Here is a 21,968-nt window from a genome sequence, read left to right as displayed (position 1 = left end):
CGGGCCGGTGCCCCGTGGTATTCCGCCCCGCACCGTCCGGAACACAGCGCGGGCACCCGGGCGCACGACGTTCGATCACCGGGTCGGTACCGCCCGTTGAGGTCCGGTCGCCCCAGATGGGCGACCACCCGCCCGACTCCTGCCACAACCTTCCGTCTGCCGGCACACCCGGCGCTACCCGTATTGGAGAAGACATGGACACGATCGTTCTGGTCCATCTCGCCATCGCGGTCATCGGCATCGTCCTGATGATCGTCTGGGCCAAGATCAATCCTGTCGTCGCACTCGTCGTCGGCGCGCTGTACCTGGGCGTCGCTGCCGGGCTCGGCTTCGAAGCCTCCGTGACAGCCGTCAACACCGGTTTCGGCGCCCTGATGGCCGAGGTGGGCCTGATCATCGGCTTCGGCGTGATGATCGGCACCACGTTGACGGCGACCGGCACGATGCAACGCGTCGTCGACGGCCTGCTGAAACTCGTCGGGCCCAAGCGGTCCCCGTACGTGCTGGGTCTCACCTCGGGCATCATCTTCCCGTCGATCTACTTCGACGTCGCCCTCGTGATCCTGGCCCCGATCGCCGGCGCCATCGCCAAGCGGACCGGCAAGAGCATCGCGACCCTGGCCGGCTCCCTGGCGATCGGCCTCGAGGTCGGCCTGTTGATCGTGGTCCCCGGCGTCGCGGCGATCGCCGTGGCCGGCCCTCTCGGGGTCGAGATCGGCACCATGCTGATCTGGGGCATCCCCCTGGGCATCTTCTTCATCTTCTCCAGCATCTTCGTGCACGACCTGCTGATGCAGAAGATCTTCAACCCGGCCACGGACCAGGACCACAGCTTCGACGACTCCATCTTCGGGGAGTCGATCGAGGAGGAGCGTGCCCGCCTCGAGGCCCAGCGCGAGACGGGCGCCACCACCGTCGGCACCACCGAGGTCGCCGGCAGCTCGGCGGGCAGCCTGGTCGTGACCACCCCGACCCGTCAGATGCCGCTGCCCGTCGCCATGCTCCCCGTGATCATGCCGATCCTCCTCATCATCCTGGACACCGTCACCGGCATCTTGGGCCAGGAGATCGCCGTCCTCGGCTTCCTCGGCAGTCCCGTCGTCGCCCTGCTCATCGGCCTGCTCATCGGCATCGTCCTGGCGATCCCCGCCGTCAGCCGCGACGGCATCGACGACCTGCTCACCCGTGGTGCCCAGACCTCCGGCTCGATCCTCCTGTTCACCGGTGTGGCCGGCTCCCTGGGCCAGGTGATCACGGAGGTCGGCATCGGTGACATGATGGCAGCCCTGTTCCAGGCGAACGCCGCGATCCCGGTGCTGCTCACCTGGACCGTGGCCGCGGTCCTGCGCATCGCCCAGGGCTCGGCGTCGGTGGCCGCGATCACCGCCGCCACCCTGCTCGCCCCGATCATGGGCTCCATCGACGCCCCGCCGATCCTGATCCTGCTGGCCGCCGGGACCGGCGCCGCCTTCGGCGCCCACGTCACCGACAACACCTTCTGGATCTTCAAGCAGATGCTCGGATTCACGACCAAGGGGACGTTCAAGATCTACACACTCGCGCAGTCGACCTTCGCCGTCATCGGTCTCGCCGTGTGCCTGCTGCTCGACCTCATCATCTGAGCACCGCCCGCCCCTCACATCCTCAGGAGACCCCATGTCACCCGTTCCACCGCGCCGGATCACTTTCATCGGCATCGGGGCCATCGGCCTGCCGATGGCCGAGCAGCTCCTGGCCGCGGGGTTCGACGTCACCGGTGTGGACCCGTTCGCCGACCAGCGCACGAAGGCGGCGGCACGAGGACTGCGCGCCGAAGAGACACCGGGATCCGCGGCCGCGGCCGACATCGTCGTGTGCATGGTGGCCACACCGGAGCAGCTGCGGGCGGCCGCCCTGGGCGGGACCGGCGTGCTCCAGAAGATGCCGTCCGGCAGCGTCCTGGTAGTGATGAGCACTGTCGGACCGCGCGCGGTGCGCGTGGTCGCGGACGCGGCCCCACCTGGTGTGCGCGTGCTCGACGTCCCCGTCACCGGAGGGGTCGCCCGTGCGCTCACCGGGGAACTCAGTCTGTTCGCCGCGGGTGACCCCACGACGATCGACGACGTCCGGCCGGCCCTCGAAGCACTGGGGACGATCATCGACTGCGGCACGGAGATCGGCCAGGGCCAGGCCTACAAGGCGGTCAACCAGCTGCTGTGCTCCGTCCACATCGTCGCCGCGGCCGAGGCGCTCGCCTTCGCGGAAGGGCTCGGCCTGGACCCTGCGAACGTGCTCCCTGCGGTCGCCGGCGGCGCCGGGGGCTCCTGGATGCTCTCCGATCGTGGCCCGCGCATGCTGCAGGGTCTGGAGGCCGAGGTGACCAGCACCATCGGCATCTTCGTGAAGGACTCGACCCTGGTGAAGGACATCGCCGACGAGATCGGGTTCGACGCCCCGGTGCTCACCGCGGCCCAGGCGAAGTACCAGGCCGCGGCCGAGGCGGGCTGGGAGCGGAAGGACGACTCCCAGGTGATCCGGACCTACCGGCGCTGACCCCGCCGGACGCCTACGGTGTCCACCGAAGCACACCCTCGATCGGCGACCCCGGAATACCCTTACTGTGCAGAACCAGCGGCAGACCGAGGTCCCGGCCCCACGCCGGAACAGGGGCACTACCCGCGGTGCTGCGGCTCGCGGTCGGTGGAACGTATCCCGGGGGTCGGCTCGCCGGGGGAGCGTCCGTGGCGGAATACGCCCTGTGGGCGTCACCGTTGACGTGGGAACGTCAGTGTCCAGCGCTCAGGAGGCCGGTTTGTCCCCATCACGACCGGAGCGCGACGGCAACGATCCCCCGGAGCCCGAGCAGAGCCGCTGGGACGCCGAGATCGAGTCGCTGATCAGCGACTACCAGGAGCTGCACAAGGACGACGCGCGCCTGCGTCGCATCGAGCGCATCATCCACACCGGGCACCGGGTCCACGACGAGGAGTCCGAGGGCCGTGCCGGCGAGATCCGTGAGGAGCAGATCGCCCCCGAGCTGAGGACCCAGGACGTCCGGCGGGTCGCCGCCGGGCTGCTGCGCACCGAGGCGGACATGAGGGCCTACGCGGCCCGCTTTGCCCGGCGCAGCACCGAGGAGGACCCGGCGGGACGAGACCTGGATCGCCAGGCGCACGCGCTGGACGCCGCCGGCAGGCACTGGCTGCTGATGATCGGCCAGAACCGTGACCACGGGCTGGTCGCGTGCCGCTTCGTCCGGGAGAAGGGCATCCCGCACGCCCGGGTGGTGTCCTTCACCGCCCAACGGCTGAGGCTGCCGATCCTGGTCGTGGAGCTCGGCCTGGACGAGGACGGGCCCGCGGCGGGGTGCTGATCCCCGCTGCGTGCGGCACGGCTCCGGTGCGGAGGAACCGGAACGGGTGCCGCGGGGTCAGGTCCGCGTCGCCAGCACCAGCTCCGTGAGCGCGCTGAGCAGCGGTCCCTCGACGCCCAGGGCGGGTGCCTGCGCGAGCGCCCCCACGGGGTCGCGCCGCACGGCCTCGTGCACCCGCCCCTTGACCTCGTAGCTGATCTGGGCGTCGTTGAGCAGGTCGAAGACGCGGTCCGCGGGATCCTGGGCGGCCACGGTGCCCAGTCCCGCCGACCGCACCACGACCCGCGCCCCGAGCTCGACCCCCTCGACGGTGACCGAGGTGCGGTGCCCGCGCACGCCGTCCCCGCGCCGGACCGGACGGACCGGGACGGTCTGCCCGTCCACGGCCACGGTCAGCTCCGCCACCTCCCCGAAGCCGACGAAGGTGAGGGTCCAGGTGCGCGCCGCCGGCAGGCAGCCGAGGTTGCCCCGGGCCGGGCCGAGCGTGAACTCCCCGGCGGCGGCGTCGAGGGCGAGCGGAGTGCGCGCCCAGCGGCCCGCGTCGCGGCCGTCGCCGCTGTCGTCGTCCTCGTCCAGGACAGTGCGGTGCGAGGCGCCGGCAACCACCAGGACCTCCAGGTCGGCGGGATTGCCGAAGCCCGGCGCGGCGTCGTCGTCGGACCCGGCGAGGGGCACGATCGCGCCGGCCCGGGCCAGGACGGGCACGTCGTCGAGGCCGCGGTGCAGCACGAGCTCCCGCCCGCCGTCGTAGACGGTGCCCGTGAACAGGTCCGTCCAGGACCCCTCCGGCAGCCACACCGGCACCGCCGCGCGGGTGACCATTGGGTCCGCGGGGGAGGTGACGGGCGCGACCATCAGCTCGGCCCCGAACAGGTACTGGTGGCCGTACCGGTAGGCCTGCTCCGCCTCCGGGTGCTCGTGGTACAGCGGCCGGACCAGGGGGACGCCCTCCACGGCGGCGGCCCGGTTCGCGGTGTGCAGATAGGGGACCAGCCGGTGCCGCAGGCGGAGGCCGCGCTCCATGACCTCCGCGCAGGGGGAGCGGTAGCGCCACGGCTCCTTGGCGATGAAGTCGTTGTCGCCCGAGTGCAGGCGCAGGATCGGCGAGAACACTCCGAACTGCAGCCAGCGGGTGGCCAGCTCGTCGTCGCGGGCGCCGAAGACGTGCCCGCCGATGTCGTGGCTCCACCAGCCGAAGCCGATGTTCGCCGCCGTGGCCGTGAAGTACGGCTGGAACGCCAGGGAGGCCCAGGAGATGACGGTGTCGCCGGAGAAACCGACCGGGTAGCGGTGGCTGCCCGGCCCGGCGTAGCGGGAGAGCGTCAGCGGGCGGGACCCGTCCGCCCCCGAGTCCAGGAAGTGGTAGTGGTTGAGCACCCACAGGGGGTCCACGCCCGGCAGCCGGGAGTGCGGCCCGGACTGCCAGTCGACCCACCAGAAGTCCACGCCGTCGGCCTCCAGGCCGCGGTGCAGGACCTCGAAGTACGCGGCCACGAAGTCCCGGTCGGTGACGTCGAAGGCCACGGGCTCCTCCGAGCCCGGTTCGCGCCCCAGGGCCTCGAGCATCGCGGGGTGGGCGTCCTCGAAGGAGCGCACCCCGTCGGCCGGGTGCAGGTTGAGCGTGACCCGGTAGCCGCGCTCGTGCGCCCAGGCGAGGAAGCCCCGGGGATCCGGGAACAGCTCGCGGTTCCAGGTGTAGCCCGTCCAGCCCGAGCCATGCCGGCGCTCCACGTGCTCGTCCGTGAGGTGCCAGTCCATGTCCACCACCAGCACGGAGAACGGCAGCCGGCGCCGGTCGAACTCGTCGACCAGCTGCCGGTACTCGGCCTCGTCGTAGGCGTGGTAGCGGCTCCACCAGTTGCCGAGCGCCCAGCGGGGCAGGACGGGCTGCGGCCCGGACAGGGCGTAGAAGTCGCGCAGCGCCTGCTGGTGGTCGTGGCCCCAGCCGAAGAAGTAGAGGTCCACGGCGCCCTCCTCGCCGGTGCGCGGCGCGTACCAGCCGTCGTCCGTGAGCAGCACCGAGGCGGAGTCGTCGATCACCCCGAAGCCCTCGCGGGACGTGATGCCCGGCTCGAGCGGGATCGGGCCGTCGGCCTCGTCCAGGGTGCGGGCGGTGCCGCCCAGGGTGGGCACGGGGGTGCCGTAGCGCCACACGCTGTGATAGCTGGTCACGCCGCCGCGGATCTGCGCGGACAGCCCCGTCGGGCTGAAGGCCCGCTCGTCGTAGCTGAGGTGGATCCGCTCGGTCAGGAGCTCGATCCCGGACGCCGTGCGCCGCACCTGGAAGTCCGGCACGGGGAACCGGCGGTCGACGGCGAACGCGGACGGGCGGTCCTCGAAGCGGCCGGTGGGGCTGTGCTCCAGGCGCAGCAGCCCGGGGCTCAGCACGCTGATCCGGTACTGCTCGCCGGCGACGACGGCGCCCGGGTCCACGGTGCCGTCACCGGCGGGGAGGAAGTGGGGGAGGGGCATGCGTCCACCCTAGGCGGGGCGGGACGGGAATAATCCGGGACGGGCGCCGCTTGACGGTAGTAGTTCAAATTTGAAGGAACAGGGCGGGTCGTCCGGACGGACGCCGCAGCGGAGCAGGAGGACCACATGCAGTTCGGCATCTTCACCATCGGGGACGTCACCGAGGACCCCACCACGGGGCGCACCCCCACCGAGCACGAGCGGATCAAGGCGACCGTCACGATCGCGAAGAAGGCGGAGGAGGTGGGCCTGGACGTCTTCGCCACGGGCCAGCACCACAACCCGCCGTTCGTGGCCCCGGGCAACCCGCCCGTCCTGCTGGCGAGCATCGCGGCGCAGACCGAGCGGCTCCAGCTGTCCACGGCCACCACCCTGATCACCACCACCGACCCGGTGCGCATCGCGGAGGACTACGCCTACCTGCAGCACCTGACCGACGGCCGCGTGGACCTCACCATGGGCCGCGGCAACACCGGCCCGGTCTATCCCTGGTTCGGCCAGGACATCCGCCAGGGCATCCCCCTGGCGATCGAGCACTACAGCCTGCTCCACCGGCTGTGGCGGGAGGACGTGGTGAACTGGCAGGGCCGGTTCCGCAGCTCCCTGCAGGGCTTCACCTCGACCCCGCGCCCGCTCGACGGCGTGGCCCCCTTCGTGTGGCACGGGTCCATCCGCTCCCCCGAGATCCCCGAGCAGGCCGCCTACTACGGCGACGGGTTCTTCCACAACAACATCTTCTGGCCCGCCGAGCACACCCGGCGGATGGTGGAGTTCTACCGGACCCGCTACGAGCACTACGGCCACGGCTCCGCCGACCAGGCGATCGTGGGCCTGGGCGGTCAGGTGTTCATGCGCCGGAACTCCCAGGACGCCGTGCGGGAGTTCCGCCCCTACTTCGACAGGGCCCCGGTCTACGGCCACGGGCCCTCGCTGGAGGACTTCACGGAGCAGACGCCGCTGACCGTGGGCTCCCCGCAGCAGGTCATCGAGAAGACGCTGGCGTTCCGCGACTACGCGGGCGACTACCAGCGCCAGCTGTTCCTGATGGACCACGCCGGCCTGCCGCTGAAGACCGTCCTGGAGCAGCTCGACCTGCTCGGCGAGGAGGTCGTGCCGGTGCTGCGCCGGGAGTTCGCCGCGCTCAAGCCCGCCCACGTGCCGGAGGCCCCGACCCACGCCTCGCTGGTGGCCCGCCACCGCGCCGGCCAGGACCCGGTGCCCGGCGGCGCCGAGGACTCGCCCGCCGGCCGGGCCCGTGCCGCGCAGACCGCGGAGAAGGCCCACCGATGAGCCCCCGGAACGTCACCACGACGACGACGCCGGGCCCCGGCGCGGCGCGCCCGCTCACCCTGGCCGTGGTGTCGGCGGGGATGTCCGACGCGTCCTCCACGTCCCTGCTGGCCGACCGGCTCGCCGAGGCCGCCCGCGACGCCCTGGACGGGGCGCCGGTGCGGGTCGAGCGCGTGGAGCTGCGCCCGCTGGCCCACGCCATCGCCGACCACCTGCTCACCGGGTTCCCCGGCCCGGATCTGCGGACCGCGCTGGAGACGGTCACCGGTGCGGACGCCCTCATCGCGGCCACCCCGACCTACCAGGCCTCCTGCTCGGGGCTGTTCAAGTCCTTCTTCGACCTCGTCGACGAGACCGCGCTGGAGGACCTGCCCGTCCTGGTCGCCGCGACCGGGGGCACCGCGCGCCACTCCCTGATGCTCGACACCGCCATGCGCCCGCTGTTCACCCACCTCAAGGCACTGGTGCTGCCCCTGGGGGTCTACGCGGCCACCGAGGACTGGGCCGGCGTCTCCCTCGAGTCGCGCGTCCGGCGGGCCGGTGCGCAGCTGGCGCACCAGCTCGCGCACCGGCACGCGCCGGCCGGGGAGCCGTCCGCGCGGGCGGACGGCGAGGTCCCGGCCGGCGTGGTCGGCCGCGAGCGGGGCGGCGGGTTCGAGGCAGTCCCCGACTTCGCGGACCTGCTCGCCCGGGCCGGCCAGTGACCGACCGGCCGGCGACCGAGCCGGAGGCCGCCGCCCGTCCCTGGGACGTGTGGCAGCTGTTCTTCGAGACCACCGCCCGGCTGACCACCGAGATCGAGGCCCGGCTCAAGGAGCACGGCTGCTCGCTCATGGACTACCAGGTGCTCCTGCTGCTGCGCAACGCGGAGGACCACCGGCTGCGGATGGGGGAGCTGGCCCAGCGGATGGTCTTCTCCCCGAGCCGGCTCAGCTACCAGGTCGGCGTGCTCGAGAAGCGCGGCTGGGTGCGGCGCCGGCGCTGCGCCCAGGACGCGCGCGGCCTCGAGGCCGAGCTCACCGGCGAGGGGCTGCGCGCCTTCCGCCGCCTGCGGCCCGCCCACGCCCGCGACGTCGAGGAGCTGTTCCTCCGTGCGCTCGAGGGCGACGACGCCGACCGGCTGGCCGCCATCATGGGCCGGCTGGCCCGCACCCTGCCCTGAGGGCGGGGCGGTCACGGCGCCGACGTCCCGGCGCGGGCGGTCAGCGCAGCACGGCCCGCACGCCGGGGCGGGCGGCCACCACCAGCCAGGCCACGTCCACGACGGCCTTGAGCGCGCCCGTCACGAGGCCCAGCGACGCGTCGAAGGGGCCCGCGAGCACCAGCACGGCGTTGACCAGGGTGGTCAGGAGCGCCATGGACGCGAGGACGATGCCGAGGATCCACGCCCACTGCCGCTGCTCGCGCAGCGGGAAGTACACCAGGGCGTAGAGCCCGGCGGTGAACCCGAGGCCGAACAGGAGCGAGATGACGAGGACGATCGTCCCGAACGCCGCGCTCGCGGGCAGGCCGGAATACTGTGCGGGCGCCGCCAGGTACCCCACCGCGCCGCCGAGGACCGCGACCCCGAAGGACGCCACGGTGAGCCGGAGCAGCAGCCGCAGGTCGGCGCCCGCCGGTGGCCGGGGCGGGCGGGCCTTCGCATAGGGGGCGGCGCCGGGCGGCGGCGGGCCGCCGTGGCCCCGGGGCTCGTAGGGCTGCTGGGACATCGTCGGCGCCTCCTGGCACAGCGGACGGACACGGGGCAGGGACCCTGACGGGACCCCGCACCGAACCTATCCGCCGCGATCGCTTTCGCGAACACCCGGCGGGTCGACCCGCTCTGTGCGGCGGACCGTGACGCCCGGACGGCGTACCGCCCGGGCCCGGTCAGGCGGCGGGGGACCCGTCCGCGACGAGGGCCGCCGTCGCCGCCGCGATGGCCTGCTCCTCGTCGGTGGGCACCACGAGCACCTCGAGCGCGGAGCCCGGGGCGGAGATCCGGCGGACCTCCCGCGAGCGGGCGGCGTTGGCGTCGTCGTCGAGCACGACCCCGAGGGCGCCCAGCCGGCCGCACACGCGGGTGCGGAAGGCCGAGGCGTTCTCCCCGATTCCGGCCGTGAAGACCAGCGCCTGCGCGCCGTCCACGGCCACGTGGTAGCCGCCCACGTACTTCGCCAGGCGGTGGGCGGCCATCTCCAGGGCCAGCTCGGCGCGCTCGTCGCCGCGGTCGGCGGCCTCCTGGACGGCGCGCATGTCGTGGTCGCCGGCGATCGCCCGCAGACCGGACTCCTTGTTGAGCACGGCGTCGAGCCGCTCGGGGGTCATCCCCGGGTCGCGGCGCAGGACGGCCGTGACCACGGAGGGGTCCAGGTCCCCGGTGCGGGTGCCCATCACGAGACCCGCCAGCGGGGTGTAGCCCATCGACGTGTCGTAGGAGGCGCCGTCCTTGACCGCCGTCACCGACGCGCCGTTGCCCAGGTGAGCCACCACGCAGCTGAACCGCTCCCGCGGGACGCCCAGGAACTGCGCCGCCTGTCCCGTCACCCAGTCGTGGGACGTGCCGTGGAACCCGTAGCGGCGGATGCCCCAGCGCTCGTAGAACTCCTCCGGCACGGCGTAGCGCCACACGTGCTCGGGCATCGTGCGGTGGAACGCGGTGTCGAACACGCAGATCTGCGGCAGGCGCGGCCACGTCTTCTGCACGGCCCGCAGGCCCAGGACGGCGGCGGGGTTGTGCAGCGGCGCCAGCGGGACCAGCCGCTCGATGTCCCGGATGATCTCGTTGGTCGCGAGCACCGGCGCGGAGAAGCGCTCGCCGCCGTGGACAACGCGGTGGCCCGCCGCGTCGATCGTGCGCCCCTCCAGCTCGGCCTCCAGGCGCTCCGCGAGCAGCTCGAGCGCCTGCGTGTGGTCCTCGATCTGCGAGCTGCCGATGTTCTCGATCAGCCCGGAGGCCAGCACCGTCCCGCCGTCCTCGCCGGCCTCGAGCTCCCGGACCTGGTACTTGAGCGAGGACGAGCCGCAGTTGACGACGAGCACGAGCATGGAGGACTCCCGGGGGCTGTGGGGACGGGGACGGTGGTGGCGGTGGGCCGGTGGGTCACATGCCCTGCGCCTGGATCGCGGTGATCGCGACCGTGTTGACGATGTCGTCCACGGTGCACCCGCGCGAGAGGTCGTTGACGGGCTTGCGCAGCCCCTGCAGCACCGGGCCCACGGCCACGGCGCCGGCCGACTGCTGGACGGCCTTGTAGGTGTTGTTGCCGGTGTTGAGGTCCGGGAAGACGAACACGGTCGCCCGGCCGGCCACGGCGGAGCCGGGCAGCTTGGAGGCCGCGATCGAGGCGTCCACCGCGGCGTCGTACTGGATGGGACCCTCCACCTCGAGCTCCGGGTCCGCGCCGCGCACGATCTCGGTGGCCGCCCGGACCTTGTCCACGTCCTCGCCGGAGCCGGACCCGCCGGTCGAGTAGGACAGCATCGCCACCTTGGGCTCCACCCCGAACTGGCGGGCGGTGCGGGCGGAGGCGAGCGCGATGTCCGCGAGCTGCTGCGCGTCCGGGTTGGGGTTCACGGCGCAGTCGCCGTAGACCAGCACCCGGTCCTCGAGGAGCATGAAGAACACGGAGGAGACGATCCTCGCGCCCTCCGAGGTCTTCACGAACTCCAGGGCGGGGCGGATGGTGTTGGCGGTGGTGTGCGCGGCGCCGGAGACCATGCCGTCCACGTCCCCCAACTGCACCATCATGGTGCCGAAGTAGGAGCCGTCGAGCATCCGCTCCAGCGCGGTCTCCTTCTGCACGCCCTTGTGGGCGCGCAGCCGCACGTACTCCCCGGCGTACTTCTCGCGCAGCGCCTCGTCGTGCTCGAAGTCCACGAGGGTCAGCCCGTCCTCGGCGAAGTCGAGGTTGATGCCCTCCGTCTGGCACAGCTGCGTGATCCGCCCGGGGTCGCCCAGGACCGTGAGGTCGCAGAAGTTGCGGCGGTGGATCATCTCCGCGGCCCGCAGGACGCGGGGGTCCTCGCCCTCGGGCAGCACGATGTTCTTCCGGTCCGCCCGGGCGGTCTCGACCAGCTCGTGGAGGAAGCGCAGGGGCGTGCGCTTGGCCGGGCGCGGCAGGTCGAGCCGGCTCACGAGCTCCTCGCCGTCCACCCGCCGGGCCCACTCGCCGAGCGCGGCCGCGACCTTGCGCGGGTGCGCCCCGGAGAGGGTGCCCCGGGTCCGGGACACCTCCCGGGCGGCCCGGTAGGTGTCCAGCCCGGTGGTCAGCACGGGGAACGGCGCCGCGGCGGTGAGCTCCCGGATCCGCCCCTCGGTGTCGAAGCCGCCCGTCAGCAGCATCCCGGAGGGGACGGGCAGGGCGGGGGAGAGGGCGGAGGCCAGGGACGCGACGACGATGTCGGAGCGGTCTCCCGGCGTGATGACGAAGTCGCCGTCGGCGAGCTGCTCCAGGTAGTGGCCCACGGTCATCGCGGCGATCTTGACGCCCTTGACGTCGCGGTCCAGGGAGACCGCGGACGCGCCGTCCCCGAAGCCGTGCCGGTCCCGCAGCTCGGCGACGGTGGGTGCGGCGACCGCCTCGTTCTCGGCGATGACGTACACGGGCAGGCCCCGCACGCCGCGGGCGGCGTTGTGCTCGATCTGCTCCACCCAGTCGGGGCGGGCGCGGTTGACGATGACCGCGAAGATGTCGCACCGCACCTGGTTCAGCTCGGCGCGGGTGACCTCGACCGCGTTGAGCACGTCCTCGGGGCTCTCGGACTCGTCGGCGCCGATGACGGCCAGGACGGAGGCGCCCAGGTTGTTGGCCATCCGGGCGTTCATGTCGAACTCGGCGGTGGCCGCGTTGTGCGCCAGGAGGTCGGTGCCGTCCACCACGATCACGTCGCAGTGCCGGGCCATCTCGCCGTAGACGGTCACGGCCATCGCGTCCAGCTCGTCGTGGTCCCCGGCCGCGAGCAGCTCCCGGGTGCGGGCCAGGGGGATGCCGCCGCGGCAGCGCTCGTCCGGGAGGTCGAAGTTGCGCTTCATCAGCTGCACCATCGGGTCCTCCGCCGGGGTCCCCCCGAGGTGCACCGGCCGGAAGTAGCCCAGGCGGTCCGTCTTGCGGAACAGCGAGTCGGCCAGGCCGAGGGCCACGAGGGACTTGCCGGACTGCGGCGTCATGGCGCTGACGTAGATGCCTTGGGTCATGGTGGCGGGGTCCTCCGACGGTCGGGCTGGGTCCGTGCCCAGTCTAGGGCCCGCCCGCCGGAGGGCCGGGTGCGGTGCGCCGGGGCGCGAGGATCCGCCGGGCCCGGACTGCGGTCCGGACGGGACCGCTCCGCCCGGATCGTGCGGGCCAGACTGCTCGGGCCGGGCCGCTCAGGCCAGGGAGAGGAACATCTTCTCCAGCTCGGCCTTGTCCAGGCTCGGGTCCTCCGAGCGCAGGCACTGCTCCAGGCCCGTGGCGATGATGGAGAAGCCCGCCTTGTCGAGGGCGCGGGAGACGGCGGAGAGCTGCATCACCACGTCCTTGCACTCGCGGCTCTCCTCGAGCATGCGGATGACGGCGCCGAGCTGGCCCTGGGCCCGCTTGAGCCGGTTGATGGTGGGGGTGAGGTCCTGGGGGTCGAGTTGCACGGGGCGCTCCTGGGTGGGGTGGTCTGCTCCCGCGATTCTATACCCCCTGGGGGATCTTGCATACCCAGGGGGGTATGGTGCAGAATGATGGCGCACCCGCCGACACCCCGGAAGGAACTGCCGCATGACCTCGAAAGTCGCCCCCGCCGAGCTGAAGTCCTGGATCGAGTTCGGAGAGGAGGTCGCCGTCCTCGACGTGCGCTCCGCCGCCGAGTTCGCCGCCGAGCACATCGACGGCGCCTACAACGTCCCCGTCGACCTCGTCGCCGACCACGCGCAGGACATCGCCGAGGCCCTCGGCGGCAAGGTCGCCCTGATTTGCCGCTCCGGCGCCCGGGCATCCCGCGCCCAGGGCATCCTCTCCTCGGCCGGCACCGAGAACACCTACCTCGTCGACGGCACCGTCGACGACTTCGAGAAGGCCGGCGGCGCGGTCGTCCGCGGCGCCTCGACCTGGGCCATGGACCGCCAGGTCCGCATGGTCGCCGGCTCGCTCGTGCTGGCGAGCGTGGTGGGCGGGCAGCTGGTCTCCCCGAAGCTGCGCGCCGTCGCCGCGGGCGTCGGCGGTGGGCTCGCGTACTCCGCGCTGTCCAACACCTGCGCCATGGCCAACCTGCTCTCGAAGATGCCCTGGAACCAGGGCGCCAAGGATCCCTCGAAGGACGCCGTGCTGGAGCAGCTCGCCGCCCAGTGATCCGCCGAGCCGATCCGATGGGCTGAGCAGCGGATCGGCTGAGCAGCGGATCGGTTGTGCTCGGGTCCGGCCCCGCCGCCACGTCACCTGCGTGGCGGCGGGGCCGTCGTCGTCCCCGGGGTTCACCCGGGCGCCGCCGGGTGGGAGGATGGGGGCATGCTGGTTGCCTTCTCCGTCTCCCCGTCCGGTGGCGAGAACCCGAGCGGTTCCGTCCACGACGCCGTCGCCGCCGCCGTCCGCGTGGTCCGCGAGTCCGGCCTGCCGCACGAGACCGACGCCATGTTCACCACGATCGAGGGCGAGTGGGACGAGGTCATGGACGTCGTCAAGCGCGCCACCGAGGCCGTGGGCGACTACGGGCCCCGGGTCTCCCTCGTGCTCAAGGCCGACATCCGTCCCGGCCACACCGGTGAGCTGCAGGGCAAGGTCGAACGCCTCGAGGCCGCGATCCAGCGGCAGGCGATCGAGTCCTGAGCACTGCCCCCGAGGCGGCCCACCTGCGGACCGCCGGACCGTCCGACGCCGAGGCCTGGTCCGCCGTGCACCTGCGCTGCCTCGACGAGACCTACCGGCCGCTCTTCGGCGATGCCTTCGCCGACCGGCAGCAGGCCGCCGCCGATCGCGCCGCCGGCTACGACCGCGCCCTCCTCGCCGACCCGGACGTGCGCACCCTCCTCGCGGTCGACGACGACGGGACCCCTCTCGGGCTGGTCTCCGCCGGCCCGGCCCCCGCCGCGTGGGAGGAGCGGGCCGGGGTGCCCGCCCCGCTCGTCCCGCTGCAGCTGTTCCAGCTCTACGTGCTGCGGACCGCCCACGGCACGGGCGTGGGCGCCGCCCTGCAGGAGGCCGCCATCGGCTCCGCGGACGCGTACCTGTGGATCATGGACGGCAACGCCCGCGCCGAGCGCTTCTACGCCAGGCACGGCTTCCGGGCCCTGGCCGAGTCCTTCCCCGCCGGCGGGCCCTGGGCCGGGCAGCACATGCACCGCATGCTGCGGAGGGGAGCCGCGTGAGCCGGGCGTCCCGCCGCTCGCGCACCGCGCCGGCCCCCGCCGGGCCCACCGGCCCCACGGCCGGGAGCTACGAGATCTCGACCGGCACCGCCGAGCTCGTGCCCGACGCCTACGCCCCCGGCTCCTGGGTGCTGCACGTCAACGGGGTCCCCTCCTCCCACGTGGACCCGGAGCACCCCGAGCGGCTGGACTTCGAGTACATGCGCTGGATCGCCGCGGTCGTGGACGCCCACGTCGGTGCGCACCTGGACCCGGAGCGGCTGCGGGTGCTGCACCTCGGCGGCGGCGCCTGCTCGCTCGCCCGGTTCTTCGCCCACGCGCACCCGGCGGCGCGGCAGGTCGTCGTCGAGCTCGACGGGCGGCTCGCCGAGCTGGTCCGGGAGTGGTTCGACCTCCCGCGCGCCCCGCTGCTGCGGATCCGGGTGGGCGAGGCCCGCGCCGTGACGGAGTCGCTGAGCCCTGCCACCCGGGACGTCGTGGTCCGCGACGTCTTCGCCGGCGCCGTGACCCCCGAGCCGCTCACCACGGTGGAGTTCGCCCGGCACGTGGAGCGCGTCCTGGCCCCGGGCGGGCTGTACGTGCTCAACTGCGGCGACACCCGGGACCTGGCCGGGGCCCGCGCCGAGCTCGCCGCGCTGTCCGAGGTGTTCGAGCACGTCGCCGCCGCGGCGGACCCGGCGATGCTCAAGGGCCGCCGCTACGGCAACATCGTGCTGGCCGCCTCCTCCGCGCCGCTGCCGCTGGAGGGCTCGCCCGGGGCGGCCGCGCTGGGCCGGGAGCTCCTCGGCGGCGCCGTGCCCGCGCAGTACAAGGACGAGGCGTGGGTGCGCTCGTTCGTGGGCGGCACCCCGCCGCGCCACGACCCCGCGCCCAAGGGGGACGGCCGTGGAGCCTGAGCCCGCGACCGAGCAGGACGTCCGCGCGCTCGCCGCGCGGCACGGTCTGGACCTGGAGCCGGGCACCGTCCGGTTCGAGGAGGCGGGACTGGACTACCGGGTGGCGTTCGCCGCCGCCTCGGGGACCGGCGAGCAGTGGGTGCTGCGGATCCCGCGCCGCCCCGACGTCGCGGCCAAGGTGGCCGACGAACGGCGGATCCTCGACTTCGTGCGCCCGCGGCTCGCCGCGGCCGTCCCCGACTGGCGGATCGCGGGGCCGGAGCTCGTCGCCTATCCGCGGCTGCCCGGCCGGCCCGGGCTCACCCTCGACGCCGCAGGACAGCCGGTCTGGCACTACGACACGGCCTCCCCGGAGTACGCCCGGTCCCTGGCGGAGCTCGTCGCGTCCCTCCACCGGCTGGACGCCCCCGCCGCATCCGCGGCAGGGGTCCCCGCCGCGAGCCCCGACCAGGTGCGCCGGCGGTGGGCGGCCGACCTCGAGCGGGTGCTCGGGGAGTTCGACGTCTCCGCGGAGCTCGTGGCCCGGTGGAGGGCCTGGCTCGACGACGACGGACTGTGGCCGCGCAGCACCGTCCTCACCCACGGCGAGCTGTATCCCGCCCACCTGCTCCTCGACGACGGTGACCGGATCCTGTCCGTCCTGGACTGGACGACGGCCGGGGTCGGCGACCCGGCCCTCGACTTCATGTACCAGCACCTGATCGCCCCGCCCGAGTCCTTCGCCGCGACCGTCCGCGCCTACGAAAAGCTCACGGGCCGCCACGAGCCCCGCCTCGCCGCCCGCTGCGAGGCGCTGGTGGCCGCCGGCCCCCTCAACTACGCCCTCTTCGCCCTGGCCTCGGGGGAGCCCGAGCACCGGGCGGCCGCCGCCGCCCAGCTGCGTCTCTGAGGCGGCCCGGCGCCGCCGCCGACATTCCCACAGACCCTCCTGCGGCTCACCCCCTGTGCCCTGACCGCGCCGGGCGGGGCCGGCGCGGCGACGCTCGGCGAACCCGTCCGGAAGGCCGTGGGCTGACACGCCTGCCGCACCCTGCCGGGACGCGGCGCGTGCACCGTGACGGCGACGGAACGCTCAGCGACCCTCGACCGACGCCACGAACTCCCGGGCCAGCTCCACGAGCTCCTGGGTGCGCTCGATCTGCGGCATGTGCCCGGTGTCCGGGAAGACGTGCAGCCGCGCCCCCGGCAGGGCGGCGGCCGCGGCCTCGGCGTGGTGGGCCGGCAGCACGGCGTCGGCGTCGCCCCACACCACGAGCACGGGCAGGCCCGATGCCCGCACCTTCTCCAGCAGGGCCCTCCGCCAGCCGGGCAGCACGCCGATCACCGGCAGCCCGATGCTCCGGTAGGTGCCCAGGAACGTGGCCCGGAAGTCCGGCTGGGAGCCCACCCGTGCCGCGTGCCGCAGCAGCTCCGGGGTGGCCAGGGACGGGTCGAAGAAGCAGTTCTGGTTGGACCGCACCGCGGCGGCCCGCGCCAGCGGCCGGAACCGGTGGCCCACCACGGGCAGCCGGGAGAGCCCGGCCCAGACCATGGGCAGGGAGGAGACGTTGGCCTCCCGGCCGAACCCGGCGCTGTTGGCGAGCAGCAGCCCCGCGACCCGCCCAGGGTGCTCGGCGGCCACGGTCATGGCCACGGCGCCGCCCAGGGAGTTGCCCATGAGGTGCACCGGCCGGTCCTCGCCGAGCGCGTCGAGCACGCCGACCACGGCGCGGGCGAACGCCCCGAGCCCCGGCCGGTCCGGGCCGGCCGGGGTGAGCCCGAAACCGGGGAGGTCCATGCTGAGCACCCGGTGGTCCCGGGCCAGCAGGTCGTGGGCGGCCGACCAGTCCTCCAGGCTCCGGCCGATGCCGTGCAGCAGCACGACCGGCGGCGCCTCCGCGGGCCCGGAGCGGCGGATGCGCACGGGCCGGCCGGCGACCTCCACCGTCGTCGTCGGGGCCTCGGGGGCCTCCAGTGCCTCCAGGGCCTCCAGGGCGTCCGTGGTGCCGGCGGGGGCGTCCGCGGCGGGGTGCGGGACGTGCTGGTCGGTCATGCGTGGGCCTCCTGCGGGCGGGCACCGCGGCGGGCCGCGGTGCGGGGGACGAGGTCGAGGGTGCGGGACAGCGGGGTGCGCAGGGTGGTCGCGGAGTCCAGCAGGTAGTTCTGCCGCACCCGCCACGGGTGCCGGTCGCCCTGGCGCGGAAAGGCGCCGATGGCGCGCTGGACGTAGCCGGACCTGAGGTCCAGCAGCGGCTGCTCGGCCATGCCCGGGCGGGCGCGCGGCACCACGGCCCCGGCGTCGTGGCGCTCCAGGTGCCGGAGCACCTTGCACACCAGCCGGTGGGTGAGGTCCGCGCGCAGGGTCCAGGACGCGTTGGTGTAGCCGATGCACAGCGCGAAGTTCGGCACGCCGGTGAGCATCGCGCCGTTCCACACGAACTGCTCGGACAGCTCCACCGGCGTCCCGTCCACGGTCAGGACGATCCCGCCGAAGGGGAGCAGCCGCAGGCCCGTGGCGGTGACCACGAGGTCGGCCTCGAGGACCCGGCCGTCGCTCAACCGGACGCCCTCGGCCACGAACGTGTCGATCGTGGCCGTGACGACCTCCGCCCGCCCCTTCCTCAGCGCCTTGAACAGGTCCGCGTCCGGCACCGCGCACAGCCGCTGGTCCCACGGGTCGTAGGACGGGGTGAAATGCTCGGCCACGAGCTCCTCGGAGCCGAGGATGCGCGCGGCCCGGGACGTGAAGAACTCCCGGGCCGCGGCCGGGCGGCGGCGGCAGAACTGGTAGACGGCCGTGCTGAACAGGATGTTCTTGGTCCGGATGACCCGGTGGGCGAGTCCCGCGGGCAGGGCCCGGCGCAGCGCGTCGGCCCGCTTGTCCCGGCCGGGCACGGCGCTGATCCACGTGGGGGAGCGCTGCAGCATCGTCACGCCCGCGGCTCCGGCGGCCATGGCCGGCACCAGGGTCACGGCGGTGGCGCCGCTGCCGACCACCAGCACGCGCCGGCCGGTCCAGTCCAGGTCCTCGGGCCAGAACTGCGGGTGCACCACCCGGCCCCGGAAGTCCGCCAGGCCGGGCAGCACGGCGTCGTGGCCACGGTCGTAGTCGTAGTAGCCAGCGCAGGAGTACAGGAACGCGCACGTCATGGTGCGCTCGTGGACGGTGCCGTCCTCGTCGCGGACCTCGAGGCCGAGGCTCCAGCGCTGCTCGGCGCCGGACCAGTCGGCCGAGACCACCCGGGTGCGGAGGCGGACGTGCCGGTCGATGCCGAACTCCTCCGCCGTCTCGTGGATGTAGGCGAGGATCGACGGGCCGTCCGCGAGGGCCTGCGGGTCCCGCCACGGCTTGAAGGAGTAGCCGAGCGTGAACATGTCGGAGTCGGAGCGCACGCCCGGGTAGCGGAACAGGTCCCAGGTCCCGCCCAGGTCGTCCCGGGCCTCCAGCACGGCGTAGGACAGCTCGGGGCGCTCGGTCTGCAGGCGGTAGGCCGCGCCGATGCCGGACAGGCCGGCTCCGACGACGACGACGTCCCGGTGGTCGCCCCCGCCGGAGGACTCACCGAGGGGCTCGCGGGGGGACTCTCCGGGGGGGACGCCGGGGCGCTGCCCGGGGCGCTGCCCGGGGGACTCGCGGGGAGACCCGGCGGGGACCTCGCGGGGCGACTCGCTGGCGGTGGACGGTGCTGGCATGCTTCCAGCATCGCCCGGCACGCTCGCGAAGACTTGACGCTGTGCGACGATTGCTTGACTCTGGGCGACATGACGGTCATCCGGTCCGCGGGCCTGCGCGGCTTCCGCGCCGCGGTCGCGGAGCTCGGCGGGGACGCCGAGGCCCTCGCCGACGCCGCCGGCCTGCCCCGGGCGGCCCTGGACACCGACGACCTCCTGGTCCCGGAGCGGGCCGTCGGGCGGGTGCTCGAGACCGCCGCGCGGGAGCTGGGCTGCCCCGACCTGGGGCTGCGGGTCGCCGCGCGGCAGGACCCGGGCGTGCTCGGTCCGCTCGCGCTCGCCGCCCGCCACTCCGAGACGGTGCGCGACGCCCTCGAGTGCACCTCCCGCTACCTGTTCGTGCACGCCCCGTCCCTCGAGCTGGCGCTGGTGCAGGACCCCTACGGCGCCCGCGGAGTGACGGCGGTGCGCTACGGCGGCTCCTCCGCGACCGCCCGGGACCCCGGGCGGGGCAGCCCGCAGGGCACCGACCTGGGCCTGGGCCTGCTGCACCGGGCCCTGACCTCCCTGGTGGGCGGCCGCTACGGGCTGCGCACGGTCGAGCTGGACCACCGGCCGGCGGCGCCGCTGCGGGCCTACGAGGAGTTCTTCGGGGCGCCCGTGCGCGCCGGCCGCCCCGAGGTCCTCCTGCGGATCCCCACGAGCACGCTCGCCCGTCCGCTGCACGGGGACGCCGGCGTCCGGCAGGTGGCGCTCGCCTTCCTCGACGCCCAGCTCCCCGGGCCCGGCTCCGCGTGGGCGCCCCGGGTCCGGGGCGTGCTGGTGCAGCTGCTCGGCACCGCGGCACCGGAGATCGAGGCCGTGGCCCGGGTGCTGGACCTGCACCCCCGCACCCTGCAGCGCCGGCTCGCCGAGGAGGGCACCACCTTCGGTGCCGTCCTGGACGAGGCCCGGCGCAGCGCCGCCCTGCGCTGGCTCACGACCACCGACGTCCCCCTCGGCCAGATCGCCGGGCTGGTGGGGCTCTCGGAGTCCTCGGCCCTCACCCGGTGCGCCCGCCGCTGGTGGGGCGCGCCGCCGCGGGACGTCCGCCGCCGGGGCGTCCCGGCCGGCTGACGGTGTCGCCGCGCGTCAACTTCCTGTCGTGGAGGGTCAAGCCGCGGGCGGGGCGTGCCCGCACACTGGACAGCAGGCCCCGACCCCCGTACCCCGGTCCACGACCCCAGGAGCAGCCCGTGTCCCCGTCCGCACCCTTCCGTTTCGCCGGCGCCACCGCGGTGCTCACCGGCGCCGCCTCCGGCATCGGCGAGCAGCTGGCCCACGGCCTCGCCGCCCGCGGCACCCACCTGGTGCTGCTCGACCGGGACGCGGCGGGACTCGAGACCGTCGCCGGGGCGATCCGCTCCGGGCACCCGGACCTGCCGGTGCGCACGGTCGTCGCCGACCTGGCCGAGCTGTCCGCGCTGCCGGGCGTGGCCGAGCGGATCCGGGCCGAGCACCCGCGGATCGACCTGCTGGTCAACAACGCGGGGGTGGGCCTGGGCGGGTCCTTCGAGCAGGTCTCCGCGGAGGAGTTCGACTGGCTCATGGACATCAACTTCCGGGCGCCCGTGGTGCTCACCCGCGAGCTGCTGCCCGCCCTGCTCGCCGCCCCCGGCAGCCACCTCGTCAACCTCTCCAGCCTGTTCGGGCTCATCGCCCCGCCCGGACAGGTGGCCTACTCCTCCAGCAAGTACGCCCTGCGCGGGTTCACCGAGGGCCTGCGCCACGAGCTGGCGGGCCGGGTGGGGGTCACCGTGGTCCACCCGGGCGGGGTCCGGACCCGGATCGCCGACTCCGCGCGCACCCCGGCCGCGGTGCCCGAGGAGCGGGCGCGGAGGGACCGGGAGGACTTCGCGGCGCTGCTGAGCTATCCGGCGGAGCGGGCGGCCGTCGACATCCTGGGGGCCGTGAAGCGGCGCCGGAACCGGCTGCTCGTGGCGCCCAGCGCCGTGCTGCCGGACCTCGTGGCGCGGCTCCTCCCCGGCTCCTACTGGCCGGTCCTGCGGCATGCGCCGCGGGTCCTGCAACGCCTTTCCGGGCGGCGGCGCCGGGCCTAGGCTGGACGCATGACCAGCACGCTGTCCGCCATCACCATCGACTGCCGCGACCCCGAGACCCTCGCCCGCTTCTGGTGCGCCGCCCTGGGCCACGTCGTCCACGGGGAGGCCGAGGGCTTCGTGGGCATCGTGCCCGCGGAGGGCAGCGGCCCGCACCTCGACTTCGTGCTCGTCCCCGAACCCCGGACGGTCAAGAACCGGTTGCACCTCGACCTGCGCGCCGCGGACACCGACCAGGACTCCGAGGTCGCCCGCCTCGAGTCCCTCGGGGCCCGCCGCGTGGACGTGGGCCAGGGGCCCGAGGTGACCTGGGTGGTGCTGGCCGACCCGGAGGGCAACGAGTTCTGCGTGCTCTCCGACCTCGAGGACGACTGAGCCGGCTGGACCAACTGGGCCGACCGGACCGGCTGGGCCGACCGAGCCGGCTGGAGCGGCGGGCTCAGGCGGGCACGCCGTCCACGTAGTACCACCGGCCGTCCTCGCGCCGGAACCGGGAGTTCTCCCGCTGGGTCCCCCGGGCCCCGTCCGGAGCGCGCCAGGAGGCGGTGAAGTCCACCCACCCCTCGTCGTCGAAGGGGCCGCCGCCCGTGGCGCCGTGGACGTCGAGCCGGGTCCAGCGCAGCGCCGGGTCCAGGTCCACGGACTCAGGGCGCGTGCCCGGGTGCCACGTGGCCAGCAGGTAGGCCTCGTCCCCGGCGGCGAAGGCGCTGAACCGCGAGCGCATGAGCAGCTCGGCCGTGGGCGCCGCGCGGCCGCCGTGGAAGCGGCCGCAGCACGCGCCGTAGGTCTCCCCGGTGCCGCAGGGGCAGCGGGCGTCGTCGTCGATCATGCCCCGATCCTCTCACCACCCCCACTCCCACCCGCCCCTCGGGGGACCGTTCCCGGGCCGCCGAGGG

Annotated in this window: 22 protein-coding genes; 14 read left to right on the top strand and 8 right to left on the bottom strand. The window is 74.2% G+C overall.

Annotated elements, in window-relative coordinates; translation table 11 throughout:
* Window positions 1-194: 194 nt before the first annotated feature.
* The 3 genes from ACYVM4_RS14990 (at window position 195) to ACYVM4_RS14980 (ending at window position 3,352) form a co-directional block, all read left to right on the top strand.
* Window positions 195-1,622, top strand: coding sequence for a GntP family permease (locus tag ACYVM4_RS14990; protein ID WP_460669041.1), 1,428 nt, complete (start codon window positions 195-197; stop codon window positions 1,620-1,622).
* 34 nt (window positions 1,623-1,656) lie between these two features.
* Complete coding sequence (locus tag ACYVM4_RS14985) at window positions 1,657-2,532, top strand: NAD(P)-dependent oxidoreductase (RefSeq protein WP_460669040.1); 876 nt, start codon at window positions 1,657-1,659, stop codon at window positions 2,530-2,532.
* A gap of 259 nt (window positions 2,533-2,791) precedes the next feature.
* Window positions 2,792-3,352, top strand: coding sequence for a hypothetical protein (locus ACYVM4_RS14980; RefSeq protein ID WP_368822113.1), 561 nt, complete (start codon window positions 2,792-2,794; stop codon window positions 3,350-3,352).
* 57 nt (window positions 3,353-3,409) lie between these two features.
* Here the strand turns inward: ACYVM4_RS14980 and ACYVM4_RS14975 are convergent, their stop codons facing one another.
* The gene (locus tag ACYVM4_RS14975; RefSeq protein ID WP_460669039.1) at window positions 3,410-5,824 is read right to left on the bottom strand and encodes a glycoside hydrolase family 31 protein; all 2,415 of its coding nucleotides are present in this window, start codon (window positions 5,822-5,824) and stop codon (window positions 3,410-3,412) included.
* Window positions 5,825-5,950: 126 nt separating this feature from the next.
* On the opposite strand from ACYVM4_RS14975, the gene ACYVM4_RS14970 reads away from it, so the two are divergent.
* From ACYVM4_RS14970 to ACYVM4_RS14960, 3 genes are read left to right on the top strand one after another with little or no spacing between them, the layout of a single operon-like run.
* Entirely contained in the window at window positions 5,951-7,114 is a 1,164-nt protein-coding gene (locus ACYVM4_RS14970) for an LLM class flavin-dependent oxidoreductase (RefSeq protein ID WP_460669038.1), read from the top strand.
* Window positions 7,111-7,818: a CE1759 family FMN reductase gene (locus ACYVM4_RS14965; RefSeq protein ID WP_460669037.1), complete on the top strand. Its 708-nt coding sequence runs from the start codon at window positions 7,111-7,113 to the stop codon at window positions 7,816-7,818. Before ACYVM4_RS14970 ends, ACYVM4_RS14965 begins: the two co-directional genes overlap by 4 nt.
* On the top strand, window positions 7,815-8,276 hold the full coding sequence (locus ACYVM4_RS14960; protein ID WP_460669036.1) for a MarR family winged helix-turn-helix transcriptional regulator: 462 nt from the start codon (window positions 7,815-7,817) through the stop codon (window positions 8,274-8,276). Before ACYVM4_RS14965 ends, ACYVM4_RS14960 begins: the two co-directional genes overlap by 4 nt.
* Before the next feature lie 40 nt (window positions 8,277-8,316).
* Here the strand turns inward: ACYVM4_RS14960 and ACYVM4_RS14955 are convergent, their stop codons facing one another.
* The 4 genes from ACYVM4_RS14955 to ACYVM4_RS14940 all read right to left on the bottom strand — a co-directional run bounded on the left by ACYVM4_RS14955 (window position 8,317) and on the right by ACYVM4_RS14940 (window position 12,719).
* Window positions 8,317-8,823: a hypothetical protein gene (locus ACYVM4_RS14955; RefSeq protein ID WP_460669035.1), complete on the bottom strand. Its 507-nt coding sequence runs from the start codon at window positions 8,821-8,823 to the stop codon at window positions 8,317-8,319.
* A gap of 160 nt (window positions 8,824-8,983) precedes the next feature.
* Window positions 8,984-10,141 carry an acetate/propionate family kinase gene (locus ACYVM4_RS14950; protein WP_460669034.1) on the bottom strand — a complete coding sequence of 386 codons (1,158 nt, stop codon included), beginning with the start codon at window positions 10,139-10,141 and terminating at the stop codon, window positions 8,984-8,986.
* Window positions 10,142-10,196: 55 nt separating this feature from the next.
* Entirely contained in the window at window positions 10,197-12,290 is a 2,094-nt protein-coding gene (gene pta / locus ACYVM4_RS14945) for a phosphate acetyltransferase (protein ID WP_460669033.1), read from the bottom strand.
* 171 nt (window positions 12,291-12,461) lie between these two features.
* On the bottom strand, window positions 12,462-12,719 hold the full coding sequence (locus ACYVM4_RS14940; protein ID WP_460669032.1) for a metal-sensitive transcriptional regulator: 258 nt from the start codon (window positions 12,717-12,719) through the stop codon (window positions 12,462-12,464).
* Window positions 12,720-12,843: 124 nt separating this feature from the next.
* On the opposite strand from ACYVM4_RS14940, the gene ACYVM4_RS14935 reads away from it, so the two are divergent.
* From ACYVM4_RS14935 to ACYVM4_RS14915, 5 genes are all read left to right on the top strand, one after another.
* On the top strand, window positions 12,844-13,413 hold the full coding sequence (locus tag ACYVM4_RS14935) for a rhodanese-like domain-containing protein (RefSeq protein WP_460669031.1): 570 nt from the start codon (window positions 12,844-12,846) through the stop codon (window positions 13,411-13,413).
* A gap of 156 nt (window positions 13,414-13,569) precedes the next feature.
* Window positions 13,570-13,887 (top strand): thiamine-binding protein, encoded by a 318-nt coding sequence (locus ACYVM4_RS14930; RefSeq protein WP_298584774.1) that lies wholly within the window; start codon window positions 13,570-13,572, stop codon window positions 13,885-13,887.
* A 65-nt stretch (window positions 13,888-13,952) separates the two neighbouring features.
* Window positions 13,953-14,426: a GNAT family N-acetyltransferase gene (locus ACYVM4_RS14925; RefSeq protein ID WP_460669030.1), complete on the top strand. Its 474-nt coding sequence runs from the start codon at window positions 13,953-13,955 to the stop codon at window positions 14,424-14,426.
* Window positions 14,423-15,322 carry a spermidine synthase gene (locus ACYVM4_RS14920; RefSeq protein WP_460669029.1) on the top strand — a complete coding sequence of 300 codons (900 nt, stop codon included), beginning with the start codon at window positions 14,423-14,425 and terminating at the stop codon, window positions 15,320-15,322. Before ACYVM4_RS14925 ends, ACYVM4_RS14920 begins: the two co-directional genes overlap by 4 nt.
* A complete protein-coding gene (locus ACYVM4_RS14915) occupies window positions 15,312-16,211 on the top strand; it encodes a macrolide 2'-phosphotransferase (protein WP_460669028.1) in 900 nt (299 codons plus the stop codon). Before ACYVM4_RS14920 ends, ACYVM4_RS14915 begins: the two co-directional genes overlap by 11 nt.
* Before the next feature lie 183 nt (window positions 16,212-16,394).
* Here ACYVM4_RS14915 and ACYVM4_RS14910 read toward each other — a convergent pair whose 3' ends face one another.
* Both ACYVM4_RS14910 and ACYVM4_RS14905 read right to left on the bottom strand, forming a co-directional pair.
* Window positions 16,395-17,354: an alpha/beta fold hydrolase gene (locus ACYVM4_RS14910; protein WP_460669027.1), complete on the bottom strand. Its 960-nt coding sequence runs from the start codon at window positions 17,352-17,354 to the stop codon at window positions 16,395-16,397.
* A complete protein-coding gene (locus tag ACYVM4_RS14905; RefSeq protein WP_460669026.1) occupies window positions 17,351-18,994 on the bottom strand; it encodes a flavin-containing monooxygenase in 1,644 nt (547 codons plus the stop codon). Before ACYVM4_RS14905 ends, ACYVM4_RS14910 begins: the two co-directional genes overlap by 4 nt.
* A 69-nt stretch (window positions 18,995-19,063) precedes the next feature.
* On the opposite strand from ACYVM4_RS14905, the gene ACYVM4_RS14900 reads away from it, so the two are divergent.
* The 3 genes from ACYVM4_RS14900 to ACYVM4_RS14890 all read left to right on the top strand — a co-directional run bounded on the left by ACYVM4_RS14900 (window position 19,064) and on the right by ACYVM4_RS14890 (window position 21,447).
* Window positions 19,064-20,089 (top strand): AraC family transcriptional regulator, encoded by a 1,026-nt coding sequence (locus ACYVM4_RS14900; RefSeq protein WP_460669025.1) that lies wholly within the window; start codon window positions 19,064-19,066, stop codon window positions 20,087-20,089.
* A 119-nt stretch (window positions 20,090-20,208) separates the two neighbouring features.
* Window positions 20,209-21,072, top strand: a complete 864-nt coding sequence (locus ACYVM4_RS14895; RefSeq protein ID WP_460669024.1) for an SDR family NAD(P)-dependent oxidoreductase — start codon at window positions 20,209-20,211, stop codon at window positions 21,070-21,072.
* A gap of 9 nt (window positions 21,073-21,081) precedes the next feature.
* Window positions 21,082-21,447, top strand: a complete 366-nt coding sequence (locus ACYVM4_RS14890) for a VOC family protein (protein ID WP_368822095.1) — start codon at window positions 21,082-21,084, stop codon at window positions 21,445-21,447.
* A gap of 64 nt (window positions 21,448-21,511) precedes the next feature.
* On the opposite strand, the gene ACYVM4_RS14885 is transcribed toward ACYVM4_RS14890, so the two are convergent.
* Window positions 21,512-21,901: a YchJ family protein gene (locus ACYVM4_RS14885; protein ID WP_460669023.1), complete on the bottom strand. Its 390-nt coding sequence runs from the start codon at window positions 21,899-21,901 to the stop codon at window positions 21,512-21,514.
* Window positions 21,902-21,968 lie beyond the last annotated feature (67 nt).

It is taken from the genome of Kocuria himachalensis, from assembly GCF_054784195.1.
This window is presented reverse-complemented; position numbering and strand designations above follow the sequence as displayed.

Excerpts from the sequence above, each read along its gene's own strand:
- ACYVM4_RS14885 (WP_460669023.1), bottom strand. The coding sequence starts at position 21,901 with ATGATCGACGACGACGCCCGCTGCCCCTGCGGCACCGGGGAGACCTAC.
- pta (WP_460669033.1), bottom strand. The coding sequence starts at position 12,290 with ATGACCCAAGGCATCTACGTCAGCGCCATGACGCCGCAGTCCGGCAAG.
- ACYVM4_RS14900 (WP_460669025.1), top strand. The coding sequence starts at position 19,064 with ATGACGGTCATCCGGTCCGCGGGCCTGCGCGGCTTCCGCGCCGCGGTC.
- ACYVM4_RS14905 (WP_460669026.1), bottom strand. The coding sequence starts at position 18,994 with ATGCCAGCACCGTCCACCGCCAGCGAGTCGCCCCGCGAGGTCCCCGCC.
- ACYVM4_RS14890 (WP_368822095.1), top strand. The coding sequence starts at position 21,082 with ATGACCAGCACGCTGTCCGCCATCACCATCGACTGCCGCGACCCCGAG.
- ACYVM4_RS14970 (WP_460669038.1), top strand. The coding sequence starts at position 5,951 with ATGCAGTTCGGCATCTTCACCATCGGGGACGTCACCGAGGACCCCACC.
- ACYVM4_RS14990 (WP_460669041.1), top strand. The coding sequence starts at position 195 with ATGGACACGATCGTTCTGGTCCATCTCGCCATCGCGGTCATCGGCATC.
- ACYVM4_RS14950 (WP_460669034.1), bottom strand. The coding sequence starts at position 10,141 with ATGCTCGTGCTCGTCGTCAACTGCGGCTCGTCCTCGCTCAAGTACCAG.
- ACYVM4_RS14985 (WP_460669040.1), top strand. The coding sequence starts at position 1,657 with ATGTCACCCGTTCCACCGCGCCGGATCACTTTCATCGGCATCGGGGCC.
- ACYVM4_RS14935 (WP_460669031.1), top strand. The coding sequence starts at position 12,844 with ATGACCTCGAAAGTCGCCCCCGCCGAGCTGAAGTCCTGGATCGAGTTC.
- ACYVM4_RS14930 (WP_298584774.1), top strand. The coding sequence starts at position 13,570 with ATGCTGGTTGCCTTCTCCGTCTCCCCGTCCGGTGGCGAGAACCCGAGC.
- ACYVM4_RS14955 (WP_460669035.1), bottom strand. The coding sequence starts at position 8,823 with ATGTCCCAGCAGCCCTACGAGCCCCGGGGCCACGGCGGCCCGCCGCCG.
- ACYVM4_RS14965 (WP_460669037.1), top strand. The coding sequence starts at position 7,111 with ATGAGCCCCCGGAACGTCACCACGACGACGACGCCGGGCCCCGGCGCG.
- ACYVM4_RS14910 (WP_460669027.1), bottom strand. The coding sequence starts at position 17,354 with ATGACCGACCAGCACGTCCCGCACCCCGCCGCGGACGCCCCCGCCGGC.
- ACYVM4_RS14975 (WP_460669039.1), bottom strand. The coding sequence starts at position 5,824 with ATGCCCCTCCCCCACTTCCTCCCCGCCGGTGACGGCACCGTGGACCCG.